The organism is Dehalococcoidales bacterium (assembly GCA_035529395.1).
Classification (GTDB): Bacteria; Chloroflexota; Dehalococcoidia; order Dehalococcoidales; family Fen-1064; genus DUES01.
Genome location: DATKWT010000100.1, coordinates 1 through 16,835, shown reverse-complemented (window position 1 = coordinate 16,835; position 16,835 = coordinate 1). Strand labels below are relative to the sequence as shown.

Annotated in this window: 14 protein-coding genes; 1 reads left to right on the top strand and 13 read right to left on the bottom strand. The window is 55.1% G+C overall.

Annotation, left to right across the window (positions count from 1 at the left end; translation table 11 throughout):
• From VMW13_06555 to VMW13_06540, 4 genes are all read right to left on the bottom strand, one after another.
• Positions 1-1,807, bottom strand: a 1,807-nt coding sequence (locus tag VMW13_06555; GenBank protein HUV44474.1) for an HD domain-containing phosphohydrolase, incomplete at its 3' end; no start/stop codon positions are given.
• Positions 1,808-1,850: 43 nt separating this feature from the next.
• Positions 1,851-3,500, bottom strand: coding sequence for a GH3 auxin-responsive promoter family protein (locus VMW13_06550; protein HUV44473.1), 1,650 nt, complete (start codon positions 3,498-3,500; stop codon positions 1,851-1,853).
• 366 nt (positions 3,501-3,866) lie between these two features.
• Positions 3,867-4,535, bottom strand: a complete 669-nt coding sequence (locus VMW13_06545; GenBank protein HUV44472.1) for a response regulator transcription factor — start codon at positions 4,533-4,535, stop codon at positions 3,867-3,869.
• 271 nt (positions 4,536-4,806) lie between these two features.
• On the bottom strand, positions 4,807-7,173 hold the full coding sequence (locus tag VMW13_06540) for a diguanylate cyclase (protein HUV44471.1): 2,367 nt from the start codon (positions 7,171-7,173) through the stop codon (positions 4,807-4,809).
• A 590-nt stretch (positions 7,174-7,763) separates the two neighbouring features.
• Between VMW13_06540 and VMW13_06535 the strand changes: the two genes are divergently transcribed.
• Complete coding sequence (locus VMW13_06535) at positions 7,764-8,165, top strand: prepilin-type N-terminal cleavage/methylation domain-containing protein (GenBank protein ID HUV44470.1); 402 nt, start codon at positions 7,764-7,766, stop codon at positions 8,163-8,165.
• 177 nt (positions 8,166-8,342) lie between these two features.
• On the opposite strand, the gene VMW13_06530 is transcribed toward VMW13_06535, so the two are convergent.
• From VMW13_06530 to VMW13_06490, 9 genes are all read right to left on the bottom strand, one after another.
• The gene (locus tag VMW13_06530; protein ID HUV44469.1) at positions 8,343-9,407 is read right to left on the bottom strand and encodes a PilT/PilU family type 4a pilus ATPase; all 1,065 of its coding nucleotides are present in this window, start codon (positions 9,405-9,407) and stop codon (positions 8,343-8,345) included.
• 5 nt (positions 9,408-9,412) lie between these two features.
• Positions 9,413-10,849 (bottom strand): pilus assembly protein PilM, encoded by a 1,437-nt coding sequence (pilM, locus tag VMW13_06525; protein ID HUV44468.1) that lies wholly within the window; start codon positions 10,847-10,849, stop codon positions 9,413-9,415.
• Between the two features lie 2 nt (positions 10,850-10,851).
• Positions 10,852-11,424 (bottom strand): hypothetical protein, encoded by a 573-nt coding sequence (locus VMW13_06520; protein HUV44467.1) that lies wholly within the window; start codon positions 11,422-11,424, stop codon positions 10,852-10,854.
• 22 nt (positions 11,425-11,446) lie between these two features.
• Positions 11,447-12,307, bottom strand: a complete 861-nt coding sequence (locus VMW13_06515) for a hypothetical protein (protein HUV44466.1) — start codon at positions 12,305-12,307, stop codon at positions 11,447-11,449.
• Positions 12,308-12,335: 28 nt separating this feature from the next.
• Positions 12,336-12,875 (bottom strand): type II secretion system protein, encoded by a 540-nt coding sequence (locus tag VMW13_06510; GenBank protein HUV44465.1) that lies wholly within the window; start codon positions 12,873-12,875, stop codon positions 12,336-12,338.
• Positions 12,872-13,318 carry a type II secretion system protein gene (locus VMW13_06505; protein ID HUV44464.1) on the bottom strand — a complete coding sequence of 149 codons (447 nt, stop codon included), beginning with the start codon at positions 13,316-13,318 and terminating at the stop codon, positions 12,872-12,874. The genes VMW13_06510 and VMW13_06505 overlap by 4 nt, the downstream gene beginning before the upstream one ends.
• A 6-nt stretch (positions 13,319-13,324) precedes the next feature.
• Positions 13,325-14,494 carry a type II secretion system F family protein gene (locus tag VMW13_06500; protein ID HUV44463.1) on the bottom strand — a complete coding sequence of 390 codons (1,170 nt, stop codon included), beginning with the start codon at positions 14,492-14,494 and terminating at the stop codon, positions 13,325-13,327.
• Positions 14,495-14,583: 89 nt separating this feature from the next.
• Positions 14,584-16,125: a GspE/PulE family protein gene (locus VMW13_06495; GenBank protein ID HUV44462.1), complete on the bottom strand. Its 1,542-nt coding sequence runs from the start codon at positions 16,123-16,125 to the stop codon at positions 14,584-14,586.
• 270 nt (positions 16,126-16,395) lie between these two features.
• The coding region (locus VMW13_06490) for a hypothetical protein (GenBank protein HUV44461.1) at positions 16,396-16,835 on the bottom strand (440 nt) is incomplete at its 5' end.

The window sequence follows — 16,835 nt, the reverse complement described above, 5'->3', positions numbered from 1 at the left end:
CGATAATGATGTCGTCACCGGACAGGCCATCAGGATAGCCTGAACCGTCCAGTCTTTCGTGGTGCTGGAGAACGGCCTGTTTCACCGGCCAGGGGAATTCTATCAGTTCGAGGATGTTGTAGCTCACCTGTGAGTGGCTCTTGATGATGCTAAACTCGGATGCGTTGAGCTTGCCCGGCTTGGTGAGGATTTCGGCGGGTACTGCCAGCTTACCGACATCGTGGAGCAGTCCGGCGATACGTATGCCTTTTATGTCCCACTCGGGGAGGTCCATTGCTCTCCCGATGGCGCAGGCAATATCGGCTACCCGCTTCTGGTGGCCGGCGGTATACGGGTCTCGTGTTTCTACAACCAGTGACATAGCATGGATGATTCCGTCCATAGCCTCAAGCAGTTCACCGTGTTTCTGCTGGATACTTTCGTAGGCAAGGGCGTTCTCGATACTCACGGCTACTTCCTGGGATATCTTGTGCAGCAGTTGCCGGTCTTCACTGGAGTAGTGCTTGCTGGATAGCCTGCCACCGATGAGGAGTATTCCGACCAGCCGGTCCCCGGTCTTCAGTGGCACCATGACTTCAATATGGTTCTTCACCAGAGTGTCTTTCTCTCCGTTTACCAGTCCCTTGAGAGCCGGGAGGACTTCGATGTCGTTCACGTCTACCAGGCCGTCCTCATACCTCATCGCGAGGGCAAGCAGGCTACTGGTGCGCAGGGAGAGATGACCGCTCGGGTTCTGGCCATAGTATGAGTGGGTGACGAAATCGCCCGTCTTCAGGGATGGCAGCAGCAGGTAGACATAGCGGCTTTGCATGCCGTTGGCAATAGCCGTAACCAGTGATGATGCCAGTTGTTTGAGGTCTATCATGTCCCTGGTTTCACTGGTGAATCGTTTCAGAGCCTGGAGGTGGTCGTACCGTTCCCGGTAGAACCATCGGTCCACAATGCGCTGGAAGAGGGGTAGCACCGGCTGGAAGAATGTGAAGACAAGAAGGGCAATAAGGACTGAGACTATCATAATCGTTATCGAAATGGGACTCAGGGCGGTGTGGAAGACGCTGCTGAGCAGTAGTGTCATACCGCCGAAGATACCCAGAACGAGCACACCCACCAGCGCATAGGCAATTCCCTTGCGGAACATCATTTTTGTTTCCAGGAGGTCATAGCGCAGCATTGCCACCGTGGCCAGCACGCAGAACAGGATGTCCCCAACAATTCCCAGCGGGTACATACTTATCCCGAGGACGGGCAGGTAGTCAGTGGTCCCTCCGATGAACATGGCGATGATACCGGCAATGATGTACTGAAGCCGTATCTTCTCGTCCACATTGTGGGAGTGTCTTCCGTGCCTGACCAGTATCACCAGACCGAGAGTTAGCGGCAGGTATACGCTGATGACATAGGCCGGGAATAGGGGACCGATAATGGGAGCCTTACCGTACCACATAACCTGCATACCGCTGACCATGAGTTTGGTGGGGATGAGGGTGATACAGGCAAAGTAAAGACCATAGGGCAGATAATGAAGCCATCTTCTCGGCCTGGCCCCGGTGAGGCTGACGGTGAACGTGTAGAACAGGATGGCAGCGCTGGATATGGCCACGAAAACCAGCCTCTCCCAGAGTAGTGCCGTTACAAGGTCAGGCTCACGGCGCATTAGATAGATGAAGAGACCCCACAGTACCATGCTGAAAAGGAACAGGAAGAAGGGCTTTCGCGCAATATGGTGTTTACCCCTGACCACCAGCAGCACCAGTAGAATCAGGCAGAAAACCACTTCCATGACGGGTATCACCAGGTATGCGGTCAAATCCGGCTCCTCCTTATCCCGTAATTCATGACCGGGGCCTCATTCATCCTGTGAGATGTGCTGAAACAGCACCTGCTTCAGTATTCCAGGTAGCTTCAGTCAACTGCGCCACTTGTATTCCCCGCGTATCGCTGATGCGTAGTAACTCACCGATGATATCGTCCGGGGTATTCATCCGCGGCGGCTTGCGCTGCATCAGCTCAGCCCCACTGTCGCGTTGCTGTATGTAGTAATCTCCGAAGGTGCCGGTACGTAGCACCGTCACTTCCAGAGGACGGATGTCCATCATCCGTTCCAGGTCCCGGTATCCCGGGTCAATCCTGGTCAGTTCTTCGTGCAGGACCGGGGCAATGTTCTCCCTGGAATACTCACCGTTCAGTTCAATGTATAAATGGAGCGAGGTCTTGTCGTTATTAGCCTCTTTGCGGATGGCCCAGTCCTCTTGGGTCAGTCCTGCATTGACAATCGCCTGAGATATTGTCTTTTCGCTTATCCTGGTGAAGCCGGCTATGTCTATCAGTTCATCGGCTCTGGTCTCAAACACCATTTGAGGGAGGGATACCTGCGCCTCCTCGTCCTCCAGGGCTGTGATTCTGATGAGGTGTCCCAGCCGGTACCTCAGGAAGGGCATGCCGTAGAAGCTGGTGATTACCAACTCGTAGCGCTGGCCGGGCTTTACCTCGGAAAGCAGTACCGTGCTCGGTTGGTAGAAGAGGTCATCCCTGCATCGCAGCCACTCCTCCTCAGGAATGAACTCGAAGAAATTGGAATGAGGCAGAAGCGTGAGGTCTTTCTTGTTCCAGCTTTGCAGTGCCATTATGCCCGCCTCGGTGCAGGCATGCATCTCGTAGGGATACGCCCCCCAGTACCGGTACACCTGTTCCCGGTAGACGGATGTGTCAGTTCCCCAGCCAATCAGTGCTTTGACCGGCCAGAGGTCCTTGGGCAGTATATCCCTGCGCTCCAGTTTACTGCGCAGGAAAGCACGGGCAAGTCTGGGAAGGGCCATGAGACTTGGTATCCGTTTCGACTTTCGGTTGCCCTGAGAGAGCTTATTGAAGTCGTTGCCCATCTTGACCAGGACGCTGGTCATGGCTACCAGTATGTCCACTCCCGTCCGAAGTGACAGCTCGAACCCCTTGGCCACTTTGTCCTTGAAGTCCATGCTGTCCTGCTCACCGGACGTCATTATCGGCCTGAGGTTGAAAATCCGGCTTGCTCCGGTGGCCAGTATCCCCGATATGTAGGGGCTCGGGGCAACATTAAACAGCACCTTATCCCCCTCGGTAAGGGTACTCCGGCCCCGTTTTCGGGAGCAGGCGAGGATGAAGGCAGCCATCAGGTTATCGAGGGCGCACCGGTAGAACTCCTCGGTGTATGGTACCCGTTTGAAGGTTCCCGATGCTCCGGATGTGTGTGCCCAGGTATATGGCTTTTCGGGCAGTGCATCCTCACGACCGGACTCGAATTCGGGAAGATAGTCCTGGTATGAGGTCAGTGGCACCCGTCTACGGAACTCATTGACAGACCCGGGCACTTCACTGCCCATTATCTTTCTACTCAGGGGGCTGCCGGCCACTCTCTCCAGTTGCTGCAGGAGGAGTGTCCCCTGTATTGCCATGAACTGTTCTATGGTCAGGTTCAGGAACCCGCAGTATTTCTGCCAACCCCGGTCATTTTCTGCTCTTATCATCGGATACAAGTCACTCCTCACATTATCCTCTTTTACATGCTCCGGTTATGTGGGCATCACTTTAGATGCTGGCATATTGAAGCTGTAGTCCTTCATTCACTATACGGCAGCAGTACCAAAAAAAGCCTAAAAAGTGGGCGATACTTCTAAACATTTGCTAAACATCCTGTGTTCCTGGTTGCATTCTGAGACAAACAAACCACAACGGCACCACGGAAGAGCCTTGAGGGTTCACAGGGGAATCGCAATCTCGTATCAGCAGGCACACCGTACTGCGGTGGAACGGGGACGAAAGTGCCATGCAGGATGGGCTCTCCTGTGGCGGGAAGCCAGTGTAGTGTCTTACAAATGCCTTTACAGTCCCTGCTAGTTGATGGAGATAACGCCCTGCTTGATAGCAAGGACCACCGCTTCGGTACGTGCGTTGGCATTCAGCTTGCGCAGGATAGAGGTCACATGGTTCTTGATGGTCTGTTCGCTGATGCCGAGCTCCATCGCTATCTGCTTGTTGAGATAGCCCTTGGCTATGTAGTTAAGTATCTCTATCTCTCTGGGGGTTAGTGGTGACATGATGTCTTCAGCATCCTTCTGCCAGGCGAGTTTCTGGAACTGGGACAGCACCTTCTCGGCTACCCTGGGCCGTACCGCAAGGCTCTCGTTTATCGGGTGCTCTCCGCGGGCGGTTCGTTCCACGGCGGTAATCAGGTCATCTGTGCTGCTCTCCTTGTCAAGGCAGGCTGCCGCCTGCACTTTAAGTGCCTGAAAGAGCTGGTCATCGTTGGGGGTTGAGGTGAGGAGGACCACGCCGATGTTGGGTGACCGCTGTCTTATGCGGCGGGCCAGGGACAGACCGTACCCATTGTATCCATCAACATCCACGACGGCCACGTCGGGAGGTGAGGTTTCTATATCGGCAAGGGCGGCATCATTCAACTCTACCGAACCGATAACTTCCATTCCCTCTGTGCTGCCGAGTGAATGCTCAATTCCGTACCGCAGCAGACTCTGCTGGCTGACTACTAGTACTCGTATCATGCACGAACTCCTCACTCTTGAGTTGTTTGCTGGAATATTGTCCAGTACTAACACTATATAGTCCGGATACTAAATAAAACCTTAGAATACCGGCGAAAGTTATAAACGTTTCCTAAATATCCCGGATTATCGGTTGCGGTCCACGGGTATTACCGGCAGGGTGTGGGCAGAGGAGGCTGTTTGTATGAATGCGGCCGGCCGGCGGGTGTGTGGCGGGGCTTTCCAGCCGGGCTTTGGGGGTAAGATGAAGCCGGTGGTTACTGGAGTTGTCCTATCGAATGACCCTTACCGGCTCTGCGGCGAGGCAGCTTCGATTACCGCCCTGTTTCTTGGCCCGGTACAAAGCCGCGTCGGCAGCTGCCATCAATGCTTCTACGGTAGGTTCGTCCGACGGCCAACCAGCCACACCGAGACTCGCGGTTGTCGACATGTCCATCTCAGTAAGGTTGGCAGCCAGTTGCCGGCGTACCCGCTCGGCTACCTCTACGGCGGTATTTGCCGGTGTCTGGGGCAGGATGATGGCAAACTCGTCTCCACCGTAGCGGAAAGCCTGGTCTGTGCTCCTTATGGCGTTTCTCAGGGTACTGCCGACCTGTCTCAGGAATTCGTCGCCGACGAGGTGCCCGTAGTTGTCATTGATTAATTTCAGGGAATCAATATCAAGGATTATCAGAGAGAAGAGAGCGTCGTAGCGGGAGCAATAGTCAACCTCCCTGGCTATCATTTCATCCATGGCACGCCGGTTGTACAGTCCGGTCAGGTCGTCGATACGTGTCATACGTACTGCCTCACTGTAGAGACGGGAGTTTTTAATCTGTGAGGCAATCTGGGAGGCTATCCGCTCAAGAATGTTAATCTGTCTGGAGTTGAAGGCGTCCGGATACCGGCTGGCCAGGTCCAGGCTGCCGATAATCCCATCCCCGGTTGCCAGTGGGATATGGGCAACTGAGCGGAACCCCTGCCGCAGGAGGTGTCTGTCCGTGGCAAATCGGCTCTCTGCTTGGATATCAGGCTCAAGTACTGTCTCTTTGTGAGTCGCCAGCCATTCTGCCGGGGTACCTTCAATAGGCTGGCGGTCATCTGTCTTCCATGTAGAGCGGAAGTTGGAGTGAACCGCCAGGAAATAGGTCTCGCGCTCATCGATAAGAGAGACCGTTGCCCAGGAGATGTCAATTATCTTCTTGAGCTCAGCTAGCAGGCTAACAAAGATGCTCTCAACGTCCAGGCTGGAGGTTATGATTACGCTGGCGCGGTTCATCACAGATAGCTCCTCTTCGTACTGCCTGAGTTGCTCGCGGAAGAACCCGTTCTCCATTACCACCGCCATGCGCCCGGCAAGGTATTCCAGCAGCATGGTATCTTCGATGGTGTACTGTCCAGATTTCTTCTTGCCGAGTACCATGATACCGGTGAGGTTGTCGCGGCTCAGCAGGGGCACGAGAAGTTCAATCTCGTCCATTTCTTGCTTCCATGCGGTGCGTACGTCAGGGATGCTTGCCAGATTCTCCCTGGTGAGTACCTTGTGTTCCCTGCTCAGGGATTCTATGAGGGGGGTACGGCTTCCGAGCCTCAACCCGGAGAGATTGCCACCCGCGTCCTTGGGCTCGGTAGAGAAGGTGATAAACTCCGTCTCATCGAGGTCGAGCAATAGCAGGGCTGCTTTCTGGCAATCGATTGCTTCCGTGACCAGTGATAGCATCTCATTGCCCTGCTGTCTCAGGCTAACCTTGCCATCTATCCTGTCTGTGGAATCATTCAGTTTCTGAAAATAGTCGGGGTGTGGTCTGCGGAACGTCCTGTGAGTTATGGCCGGAAGTAAGTAACGCAGGTTGTAGACTATGACAGACACGATGATGGCGATGATGGTTGCCAGCAGCATTACACCGTGGTTAATCTCGAATTCAAACAGGGCATTAGACGTCAGGAACAGGACCCAGTAGGAGGTGGCACCGATGATACCCAGGCTTATCCATGCCACCCCGCGCCGTATCAAGGGTCGAATCTCAACCTGTTTGTGCTCGGTCAGGGCATAACTGAAGAGGAAGGCAACGATAATGTGTCCGGCTGGGCCTACGTACAGACCCCGGCCCTGCAAGAAGACACCTGCCAGAGTGGTTGCCGTGATGACGAGGATACTGACCAGCAGAGAGATGACCTGGCGGTGCAGGATTGCGCTGTCCGCAGAACCCAGTCTCTTCCAGAGAATGTAGCCACTCCGGAGGAGCAGTACCATGATGGGGAGAGTCATCAAGGTGATTCCCCGCTGGTACCAGAGGGAAAGAATGCTCTCTGTGCCCGCCTGTGCCAGTACCGCCAGGACGACCGTTGTGGCCAGGGAGGTGTAGGCCAGTGGCAGCCAGGCTCTCCTTGCTGGTGGAAAGACCGATGCGACGAAGCAGTAAAACTGTACCGCGGCCCAGAGGGAAAGGATGATTGATAGTGCGCCGGCAGGCGCATCATACTGCTGCAGGATGCCGGTGCTGTGCAGGACTTCGGATAAGCCGTACAGGATTGCAGCGACCAGAAACCACGTGAAGTGCTTCTGCCGGTTTTGCCAGGGCCGAATGCTGAAGCTTGTGACCAGCAAAGGCACATAGGCTAGTGTGGCCACCAGCGCAAAGAAAGTATATGAACCCATACTTACACGTTATGACTTGCCCGCTACGCTTGTCAATAGTGCTCTGAGCGTGGCAACTAAAGTATCAGGCACTAAAGTACCAGGTGCCAGACAGTGCCCGGCCACCTGCGTCCGGCTAATAAGCAGTCGTCACGGTGGAGTCAGACCTTCTATATTAGTAGACAACCACGCTGTCAGGGGCCCGGTGGACCATACCGTACCGGGGCTGGCATATGGAGCGGGATAAAACATAGTCCGGGCTTTCCTGTCGGCGACTCCCCGGACTGCATACTGGCGGGGGTGTCTGGGCGTCATTCTTACAGAATGACATTAGCAGAATCCGAAACCAGATTCTGCCGGTGTCCCCCAGATATAGTGGGATTGGTCGAAAGGGTTTTTCATCGTCCTGCTGTCGGCCTTCCGTATAGTTCCCGGGACCCCGCCAGACCGTGTTCTCCAGGCTGGGATTCCTCTGCAATAGTACTTTCTTCCTATGTCCTGACCATGACCTTTCTTCCTATACCGAAACGTGACTAATGACTCATTGAACTCTGGTTTAGTTGTGTTAATGTGATAGTAGAGCGCAAAATAATTGGCCAGAAGGAGGCACAATGATGAAGAAGCTCTTAAGACAGTTCCGGTACGGAGAGAAAGGCTTTACCCTGATCGAGTTGCTGGTGGTGGTTGCTGTCCTTGGTGTACTTGCGGCAGTAGCTGTCCCCAATGTCGGCAAGTTCATCGGGCAGGGCAAGACCGAGTCCTATGAGACGGAGCTGCACAACGTCATGACAGCCACCATGGGAATGCTGGTCGATGCCGCTAGTGGTGAGCTGGATGCGGCTATAACGGTTGCCACGGCTGACATGTCCACTGTCCTTGCGACCGAGACCGTCCTTAACGATCTCAACCTGAGCATGTACATGGCAGGCCTCGACGCCGATAACCTTGTGAAGTCGGGTTGCACCTACACATTCGAAGTCGACGGGACGGTTACCCAGGCGACGACACCGTAAGATGTAGTCAGAATTCGCCTTCTGGCGCTCAAAGATGGGAGAGCCTGCAACCAAACGGTTGCAGGTTCTTCTCGTTGTGTGTCTTTGTATTTATCAGGGAAAGAGGTACGGTCCGGGACCGTGGGAAAACCCGGTGGGTAGCAAAGAAAGAAGGACTGCCCTGTGGATTAAGGCTGACTAGGGAGAAGAACCGACGAGTTTCTCCACCTGTTCCGGCTCATTGCAGAAGGCAAAAACGCTCTCCCGGCTGATATGCTTCTTCAGGTAGAGGTTCACCAGTGCCTGGTCCAGCATCTGCATTCCCTCCCGGGTGTTCGTGCGGATAAGGTTGGGTAGCTGGTAGGTCTTACCTTCCCGGATAAGATTTTTGACCGCCGAGTTAGCCAGCATTATCTCTACTGCGGGTACTCGTCCGGAATCGTTGTTCCTGGGAACCAGGGCCTGGCAGAGCACACCGACAAGCAGAGATGACAGTCTTGCCTGGGCCAGATGGCGTTCTTCATTAGGGAACAGGTCTATTATCCGTTCCACGGCCTGGGGGGCGCTGGGGGCGTGACCGGTGGTCAGGATAAGGTGACCGGTATCAGCGATAGTCAACGCCGCCGATGCCGTTTCGAAATCCCTCATCTCGCCCACCAGGATAATGTCGGGGTCCTGCCTTAGGGCATGCTTGAGGGCCTCGGCAAAGGACGTCGTATCCGTGCCAATCTGGCGCTGGGTTATGGTGCACTTGATGTTGGGGTAGATGTATTCAATCGGGTCTTCGATGGTCACTATCCGGCGGCCGGAGTGGTGGTTCAGGTGGTTAATCATTGCCGCCAGAGTGCTTGACTTGCCGCTTCCGGTGGGGCCGCTCACCACCACCAGACCCCGGGGTCTCCGCACCAGTTCCCGGCATACTCCGGGTAGCCCCAGTTCTTTAATGTCCGGTATGGTCTCCGGCAGGAGGCGGATGACCAGGCTGGTTGTCCCCTGTTGCCTGGCAGCGTTACAGCGTACCCTGCCGACATTGGGGCAGGTGTAGCCGATATCCAGTTCCAGGGCACGATGGAAGTCCGCCCTATCCTCTTCCGAGGTTATCTGCTCAAAGGCGTGGTCTGTGTCCTCGGCAGTCAGCGGTGACATATCGGCCACCGGTTGAAGAGACCCGTCGATGCGTAGTACCGGCGGGGAGGCGACTACAAGGTGCAGGTCGGACGCTCCTTCTGATTTGGCAAGTTGAAGCAGGGATAGAATATCCATAACTCCTAGTTCTCTACCTTCAGAATCAACATGAAACGCATCGTACCGGAGTGCAGCCTTTTCATATCAGGTACGGTGACTTCAGAGAACAGGTCGTTTCTCTGCAGGCTTCTACCGTAGTCCAGCACGGGGGTCTCGACGAGAGTATCGACCTCAAGCGTTACCGTGTCGCCATCGTGGTTAATTTCACGGAAAGCTACGCCCCCCGGCAGGAGTCCGGTTGTCACCTGCAGGACCTCATTGTAGGTTTCCCGATGCGTATCAAGTGATTCCAGAGCGGCGACAAAAGCACTAAGGTCGGACTCTGTCCTTTTCAGGGCCAGGGTGAGCTCCCGCCGTTGCTCCATTTTCTGCTCAAGGTCTGTCGTCATCGTCTCCAGTTGGGTGCGGGCTTCGCTGATATTAGATGAACCTATCTGGGTGAGGACCGCAAGGAGTATTATTATGCTGCAGGCGATTCCTGCGCCCGTCAACATCAGTACCCTGGTAAGGGAAAATGACTTCGGTATATAGGCAGGGGGCAGCGTGTCCAGTTTCGCTATGGACGATGTCAGCTTGCCTCCCGGGGAGACCACTTTGAGAGCCAGACCGGCGTTGACTGCATAGTGGTTCTGGTGCAGCTCATGTGGATATCTGAAGGGAAACAGCAGGGGCAGGACCGGGCGTCCCAGTTCGGCGGACAGGGCCTCGCATGCCTCCGGCTCATCCGCCAGTTCACCGGAAACGTGTACCGGCATCTCGGGCGCAATGAGGTTCTCCAGGTTATTGGAATCATAGAATTCCATCGTCCTGACGAGGTCGTCCCGGAGCATTGACAGTTTCTCCTGCCAGGACAGGCCTTCAGCAGGAAGTGGAATGCTGCGGATGGGCTGCGGTACGCCGTCCCTGATAATAGCGATGTCATATTCTCTCGCCTGAACATCGACAATTACCGCACTAGTCTCGTTTGCCAGTCTGACCAGTGCCAGCGGTTTGATGTCCATCATGTAGGGAGTCAGCCCGGCACGGTGGAGCACTTTGAGCATATTATCGGTGGTATTGCGTGGAATTGCTGCCGCGAAGGCACGTATCCTCTTCTTTTTTGGAGAAGGTAGTGTTACCCAGGAAACGTAAAGCTCCTCGAGTGGTACCGGCAGCAGCCTGGCACACTCCCTCAATACCGCTTCCGCCAGTAGATTGTCCGGTATCTGGGGGAGGTCCATGGCCAGGGTCAGAGAACGAAGTCCGCTCAGACCCAGGATGATCTTCTTCGTTTTTATACTACTATCTGCAAGAAGACGTATTATCCTGGAGGCGACTTTATCCTCGTCGATAACAACGCCATCTTCTATCAGGCCTGGTTCCAGAGAGGCGGAGGCCCATATCTGGGCGTTCTTGCCAGCGGTCTGCATCAGCCGGATGCTTCTATCATCGATGTATAGAGTAACTGTTTTCCTGGCCATTGCTATTCGTCCTCGTAGTAGTAGATGACCATTTTCACATCAGCCCCGGGTAGCTTTTGCTCTTCCGTTTCTGCCGTCTCAATCGGGATACTGATCCTGGCCGAATTGACTACACCATTGGTGACGTCGGTATTGAGTGTCATGACAAAGTCGAGTAGTTGGGGTATTTCTCCTTCAACAATCACTGTGAGGGACAGAATTGTGCAAGGTAGGTCTACCAGGTCCTCACTGGAGAGTGGTGCTATGTCTATCTGTGTTATCTGCACGCCGCTGAGCGCCGCGATATCGAAGAGGGTATCGTCGGCCTCGATACTGTCTGTCGACTCAGAAAGCTGTGCCTTGACCTTGTCGAGGGCGGCAGTGGCTTCACTGAGACGTTCCTCCATCTCTTCTTGTGAGGAACTGCCTTGCTTTGGTCGGTATTCATCAAGGCTCTGTTCCACCGAGGCCAGTTCACTATCCAGGCGGCTTTTTTCTGTTGCCTGCTGTGCCTGCACCACACCCAGACAGCCGAGTATGGCGGCAAGCACTACGCTTGTGATAACGACTGGCCATCTGGTCGTTTTAAAATGCAATGTCAAGCCTCCTCGTGGTGGCTCACCTGGATGCCTGCCAGGAGACGATGCTGGTTACTCCGGGATTTTGCAGTACGCCGGCCACTATTTCTGACGTACCCTCTCCGGTGTCAGAACGTGTTGCCGTGGCCGTAACTGTGTATAGATTGCCGGAGATTTCTCCAACCGCGCCTATGTCATTCCGGTTGGCAACAACCCATGCGTAGTGACCTTCCTGGTCTTCGGGCCCGGTTACATAGAAGGTTTGTGTTTTCACGGGGTACAATTCGGAAACGTAGGGAAGGGTGCCGTGGAACTCCCAGTTGAACATAAATGCCCCCTCTGAATCCGTAGTCTGGCTTGGATCGGCAAGTGAGAGATTATCGACGAATCCGGCGGCAGAATCGGGCTGATAGACATAGTCCAGCGGCATCCTTGCTCCCAGCCCCTCGAGGTGTATCGTAGGCGTTCCGCTGCCCGGCTCCCAGGTTATGGTGATAGTGTATTTGTAGGCCTGGGCCGGGTCATCCCAGACGATTTCCCCACTCACATCAAGGTAATTGCTGTGTTTGTTAGCCTGTATCAGTTCACCGAAGTACAGAGTGAAGCCGCCCATATCCTCTACCTGCAGGGCAACATCCATGTCGTTGATGCTTTCGGAGAGTTGTGCCGGGGCAGTAACTTCATTCTGCAGGCACCAGACGGCGTACTGCACCCCGGCATCGGCGGCAAAGAAGCCGTTGACGTTTTCCTCGGAGGCGCGGCAGGCCATGAGGCTGGTGGTGGCATGGTCAAGGGCCGGCGTGATTGTCAGGCCGCCGAAGAGCAGAAACACCAGTACCAGGGGCAGAACCTGTCCCTTCTCGTCTTGTATCATCCGTTTGACGAACATTGGTAGTCTCATTATGCTGCTCATTTCACACCTATCGCACCTATGGTTGAAAGTCCGGACGCGGTACATAGTTGTATGTCCGGGTCTCGGTGGAATCACCGAGGACGGCACATAGTTTCACCGTCAGCACCGAATCCAGGTAGCTGGTGTTGCTGGTGCTGCCCGGGTCGTCCGGGTCATAGTACAGTGATTGGGCCACGAGAAGGTTATTATCGGTACCGGTGCTGCTGGAGTGATTCCGTTTTAGTGCCCCGATACCTTCGGTGAGACCCTCAAAGAAGTAAGTCACGGCATGGTAAACCGTGTCGTCGCCTATATAGTCCTGTTCTGTCCATGTCAGCACCAGGAAGTTGGGGTATTCCAGGTTATCGACAACCACGTTCTCCGCGGTATGGACGTCACGGCCAATCCAGTCACTGGCGATCCGTAGCTGGTGAACGGTTACCAGATGGGACTCGCTGCCCCCGACACTTCTGATGGTCTGGAAGACAGACATGGTGATGACACTGCCCAGCACGGCGGCAATGGCACAAGCTATAACCAGCTCAATAACCGTAAAACCCTTTTCGCCCTTTCTCATCGGTCCACCTTGTACCCCTGTAGAACGTAGATGTCCTCTCCGAACCGCGTGATGGTGACCGTTATCTTCTGAACACCGTCGTCGGGGGATTCAATGGCTTCCGCGACGATTGCCGCCGAGAACCCGGTATAGCTCACGTCATCAGGTATCTGGGTCGGCGTGTACTGCGTTGCCTCGGGAACATAAGCGCAGGCAGCGTTTTTCACGGACTCCATCTGACTCTGTGCCAGGCTCTCTGCGGTGGCTCTCCTGTCGGAGATAATGGCTGCCTGCGAGGTGGTGGTCAGTCCGCTGAGAAAGGCCACGGAGATTATGCCAAGAATAGCCAGGGCCACCAGCGTCTCAAGGAGAGCGATCCCTGACTCGCCACGGGAGAAAATGCCCCGGGCTATCCTTATGTTGAGGATTCGTCCTATCTTCGCTTCAATGCTCATGATTTCCATACCCGGCTATACACCCTGTCCGTAGATGGAGTACATTGCTGATGTCAGCGAAAGAGCAATCAGGCCGACTACCAGACCTATGGTGATTGTCATTGCCGGCTGTATCAGTCCGATGAGACTCTTCAGCTTGTCGTCGGCTTCGATTTCATAGTTCTGTGCCACCGCCTGGAGATTTGAGTCAAGGTTCCCCGTCTCCTCGCCAATTCTGACCATCTGCACCATGAGCGGCAGGAAGAGATGGTTCTTGGCCATTGGTCGGGATAGACCTTCGCCTTTGAGCATGTCCTGCTCAACATCCTCAAAAGATTCGATAATCACCTTGTTACCGCTGGCCTGACCGGTGAGACGGATGACCTCGGTCATCGGAATGCCGGCCTGGAACAGCAGGGAGATATTTCGGCAGGCACGGGCAAGTTCCTTGAGGTGACTGACCCGCCCGACGAGTGGCATGCGGAGAATCAGCCGGTCCCACCGGCGTTTACCGGCGGGGCTTCTGGCATAGGCGAGGCCAAGGGCTATGGCAGCGATTACTACCATGAAGATATAGACCCCGTAGCTCTTGAACATGTTGCCCGCATCGATGAGTATCTGGGTAATTGCGGGTAGTTCCGCACCCATCGAGTCGTATAGCTCCCCAAAGGCCGGGAAAACAAAGGTGATTAGCACTATCACCACAACCACAGTAAGTACGCCCGCTATAAGGGGATACATCAGAGCGCCTTTGACACCCTTGGTGGCGGCCATTTCCTTCTCTATGTGGTCGGCGAGATGTTGCAGGGTTGATTCGAAATTACCGGTCTCTTCACCAATGTGCAGCAATCGGCAGGAGGTCTCGGAGAAGAGCTTGGGGTGCTTGTGCAATGCTGCCGATAACTGGCTCCCGCCGCGCAGTTCCGATATCACTTCACCCAGTGCCATCATAAGTTGGCGGCTGGACGTCTGCTCCTGCAACAGTTCCAGAGAAGTGAGGATGTCAATCCCGGACCCGAGTAGAAGAGCAAGCTGTCGGTAGAAGAGGACAATATCCGTCGGTTTCGTCCGGGAAAAACGGGCTGATAGCTTTGCCAGGTTGAAGGAGCGCGTGATTAGCTTGAGGTTGACCACCTGGTAGCCGGAGTAGCTCAGCATTTCAGTTGCCGTGGCTTCACTGGTAGCCGACAGGCTTCCCGTGGCCACCTCTCCATTCTTATCGTAGGCAAGGTATCGGTAAACTATTTTCCCGTACCTCCTTCTTATGCTGAATCCCGGTGTCCTGGCCCGGGGGTCTATTCGGTAAGGTGCACGTTGCGCAGGACTTCTGCCGGGGTAGTGATGCCGTCCCGTGCCTTGAGCATACCGTCCTTCACCAGGGGTACCATGCCGCTCTTGGTGGCACTGGTGCGTAGTTCTGAAATATCGGCGCCGCTGAGCATCATCGCACGCATATCATCAGTGACGTGCAGAAGCTCGAAAATACCGGTACGTCCCTGGTAACCGGTGTTGGAGCATACCGGGCAACCACTCCCATAGAGGAACTCGGTCTTTTCCTCCCCCATTGCCTGCGTGTAGGCCATCTGCTCTATTGCAGTTGCCGTTGCCGGTTGGGCGCAGTAGGAACAGACGCGGCGCACCATGCGTTGTGCGACAATACCGATGAGGGCCGTGGATACCAAGAAGGGTTCGACGCCGAGGTCCATCAGGCGAGAAACGACGCTCACGGCATCGTTGGCGTGGATGGAGGAAAGTACCAGGTGACCGGTAAGAGCACCCTGGATGGCTATCTGAGCGGTCTCCGCATCACGTATCTCGCCTACCAGTATCACGTCCGGGTCAAGGCGGAGTATTGCCCGCAGCCCTGACGAAAAGTCAAGACCGGCCCGGGAATTAACCTGAATCTGGTTGATGTTATCAAAATGGTACTCTACCGGGTCTTCGATGGTAATGATGTTCTGCTCCGTGTTATTGAGACAGTTGAGCGAGGCGTAGAGGGTGGTTGTCTTACCGGCTCCGGTAGGCCCGCTGACCAGGAGCATGCCGTAGGGAACCCGCAGCATCTTCTGATACTGTTCCAGGTTCTCAGGCAGGAACCCCAGCTGTGATAAATCCAGGTTAGCCCGTGACTTGTCAAGTAGCCGTAACACCGCCATCTCTCCATAGACTGTGGGGATGGTGCCCACGCGAATTCCCAGAGTCCGACCCCTGGTATCGAACGAAAACTGACCATCCTGTGTGCGATGGTGGTCTGCGATGTTCATATTGGCCATTATCTTAATGCGGGATATCAGGGGAGTGGCCATTTGATAAGGCAGGGACAGTACGTTATGCAGGGTGCCATCAACGCGGTAGCGTACCTGGAGCCTGTCTTCCTGCGGCTGGAAATGTATATCAGAGGCGCGTGCTTTGGTTGCCTCGGTGAGGATGAGAGTCATGGCCTGGGCTATAGGGGCGTCGGCAACGTTGCCAAGCCTGCTCGGATCTTCAGTGGCGTCATCCGGAAACGAGATGCTGGAAACCTTCTTCTCAATCTCGTCGTAGGCCTTGTAGTTGAGGTCGATGGCCTCGGATATCTCCTCGGGGCTGGCCAGGTGCGGCTCAACACGCATCCTGCTCTGGGCAGCCAGTGCTTCCAGAGCAATGATGTTACCCGGGTTTGCGATGGCTACCAGCAGAGTGCCACCGCGTATCACCACGGGTATCGCGGTATGTTTCCTCGCTAGTGCCTCGGGTATCAGGACTATGGCATCGTGTTGCGGGAACTGCTGCCGCAGTAGCGAGGACTCCGGTTGTAATAGCGAAGACTGCCGTCTGTCAGACGCCGTGACAGTCACATCCATCCCCTCCTATTCCTGGTGGAGTTAGTTGCCCTTACTTTCAATTTATTACAACCACGGTACGGCAACAATAGTGTTTTGGTCATGGAGGACCAGTACTTTTAGTAAGGGGTACCTATGGTGGCGGGTGGGGTACTGTCGGCAACGTGGACTACCACCCGGGAGAGAGGAGGTGTGGTAAGAGGAGGGGAAATGGGGGACGGCCAACGCTACAGGCGACCACCTCGTAGTAGGCGTGCGGCCACCTGTGATGATTAGAGTAATGGACTAATGATGGAAGAACCTTGTGCTGGAGAAGGCCATTACCATTCCGTACTCGTCACAGGCCGCAATTACGTCCCGGTCCCGTGCGGAGTTGCCCGGCTCAACGACGTACTTGACCCCGCTCTGGGCGGCGCGGTCAATGCTGTCCCGGAAGGGGAAGAAGGCATCCGAACTCAGGGACACCCCCGTCATTGTAGCCAGCCAGTCGTGCTTCCCTTCGGGACTGAGCCAGGGTGGGATATCCCGAAACGCCGCTTCCCAGGTCTGCTGCTCGGCGGGAGTCAGCCTCTCCTGGAAACAGAGGTCGATGGCATTGTCCCTGTCCGGTCGGGAGATACCTTTCCGCCAGGGTAGACCGAGGATGGCGGGGTGCTGGCGCAGGAACCAGCGGTCGGCCTTCTCCCCGGCCAGTCGTGTGCAGTGAATCCGTGATTGCTGTCCCG

Coding starts and splice junctions, on each gene's coding strand:
- VMW13_06510 (HUV44465.1), bottom strand. CDS start 12,875: ATGAGAAAGGGCGAAAAGGGTTTTACGGTTATTGAGCTGGTTATAGCT.
- VMW13_06515 (HUV44466.1), bottom strand. CDS start 12,307: ATGAGACTACCAATGTTCGTCAAACGGATGATACAAGACGAGAAGGGA.
- pilM (HUV44468.1), bottom strand. CDS start 10,849: ATGGCCAGGAAAACAGTTACTCTATACATCGATGATAGAAGCATCCGG.
- VMW13_06535 (HUV44470.1), top strand. CDS start 7,764: ATGATGAAGAAGCTCTTAAGACAGTTCCGGTACGGAGAGAAAGGCTTT.
- VMW13_06545 (HUV44472.1), bottom strand. CDS start 4,535: ATGATACGAGTACTAGTAGTCAGCCAGCAGAGTCTGCTGCGGTACGGA.
- VMW13_06505 (HUV44464.1), bottom strand. CDS start 13,318: ATGGAAATCATGAGCATTGAAGCGAAGATAGGACGAATCCTCAACATA.
- VMW13_06540 (HUV44471.1), bottom strand. CDS start 7,173: ATGGGTTCATATACTTTCTTTGCGCTGGTGGCCACACTAGCCTATGTG.
- VMW13_06530 (HUV44469.1), bottom strand. CDS start 9,407: ATGGATATTCTATCCCTGCTTCAACTTGCCAAATCAGAAGGAGCGTCC.
- VMW13_06550 (HUV44473.1), bottom strand. CDS start 3,500: ATGATAAGAGCAGAAAATGACCGGGGTTGGCAGAAATACTGCGGGTTC.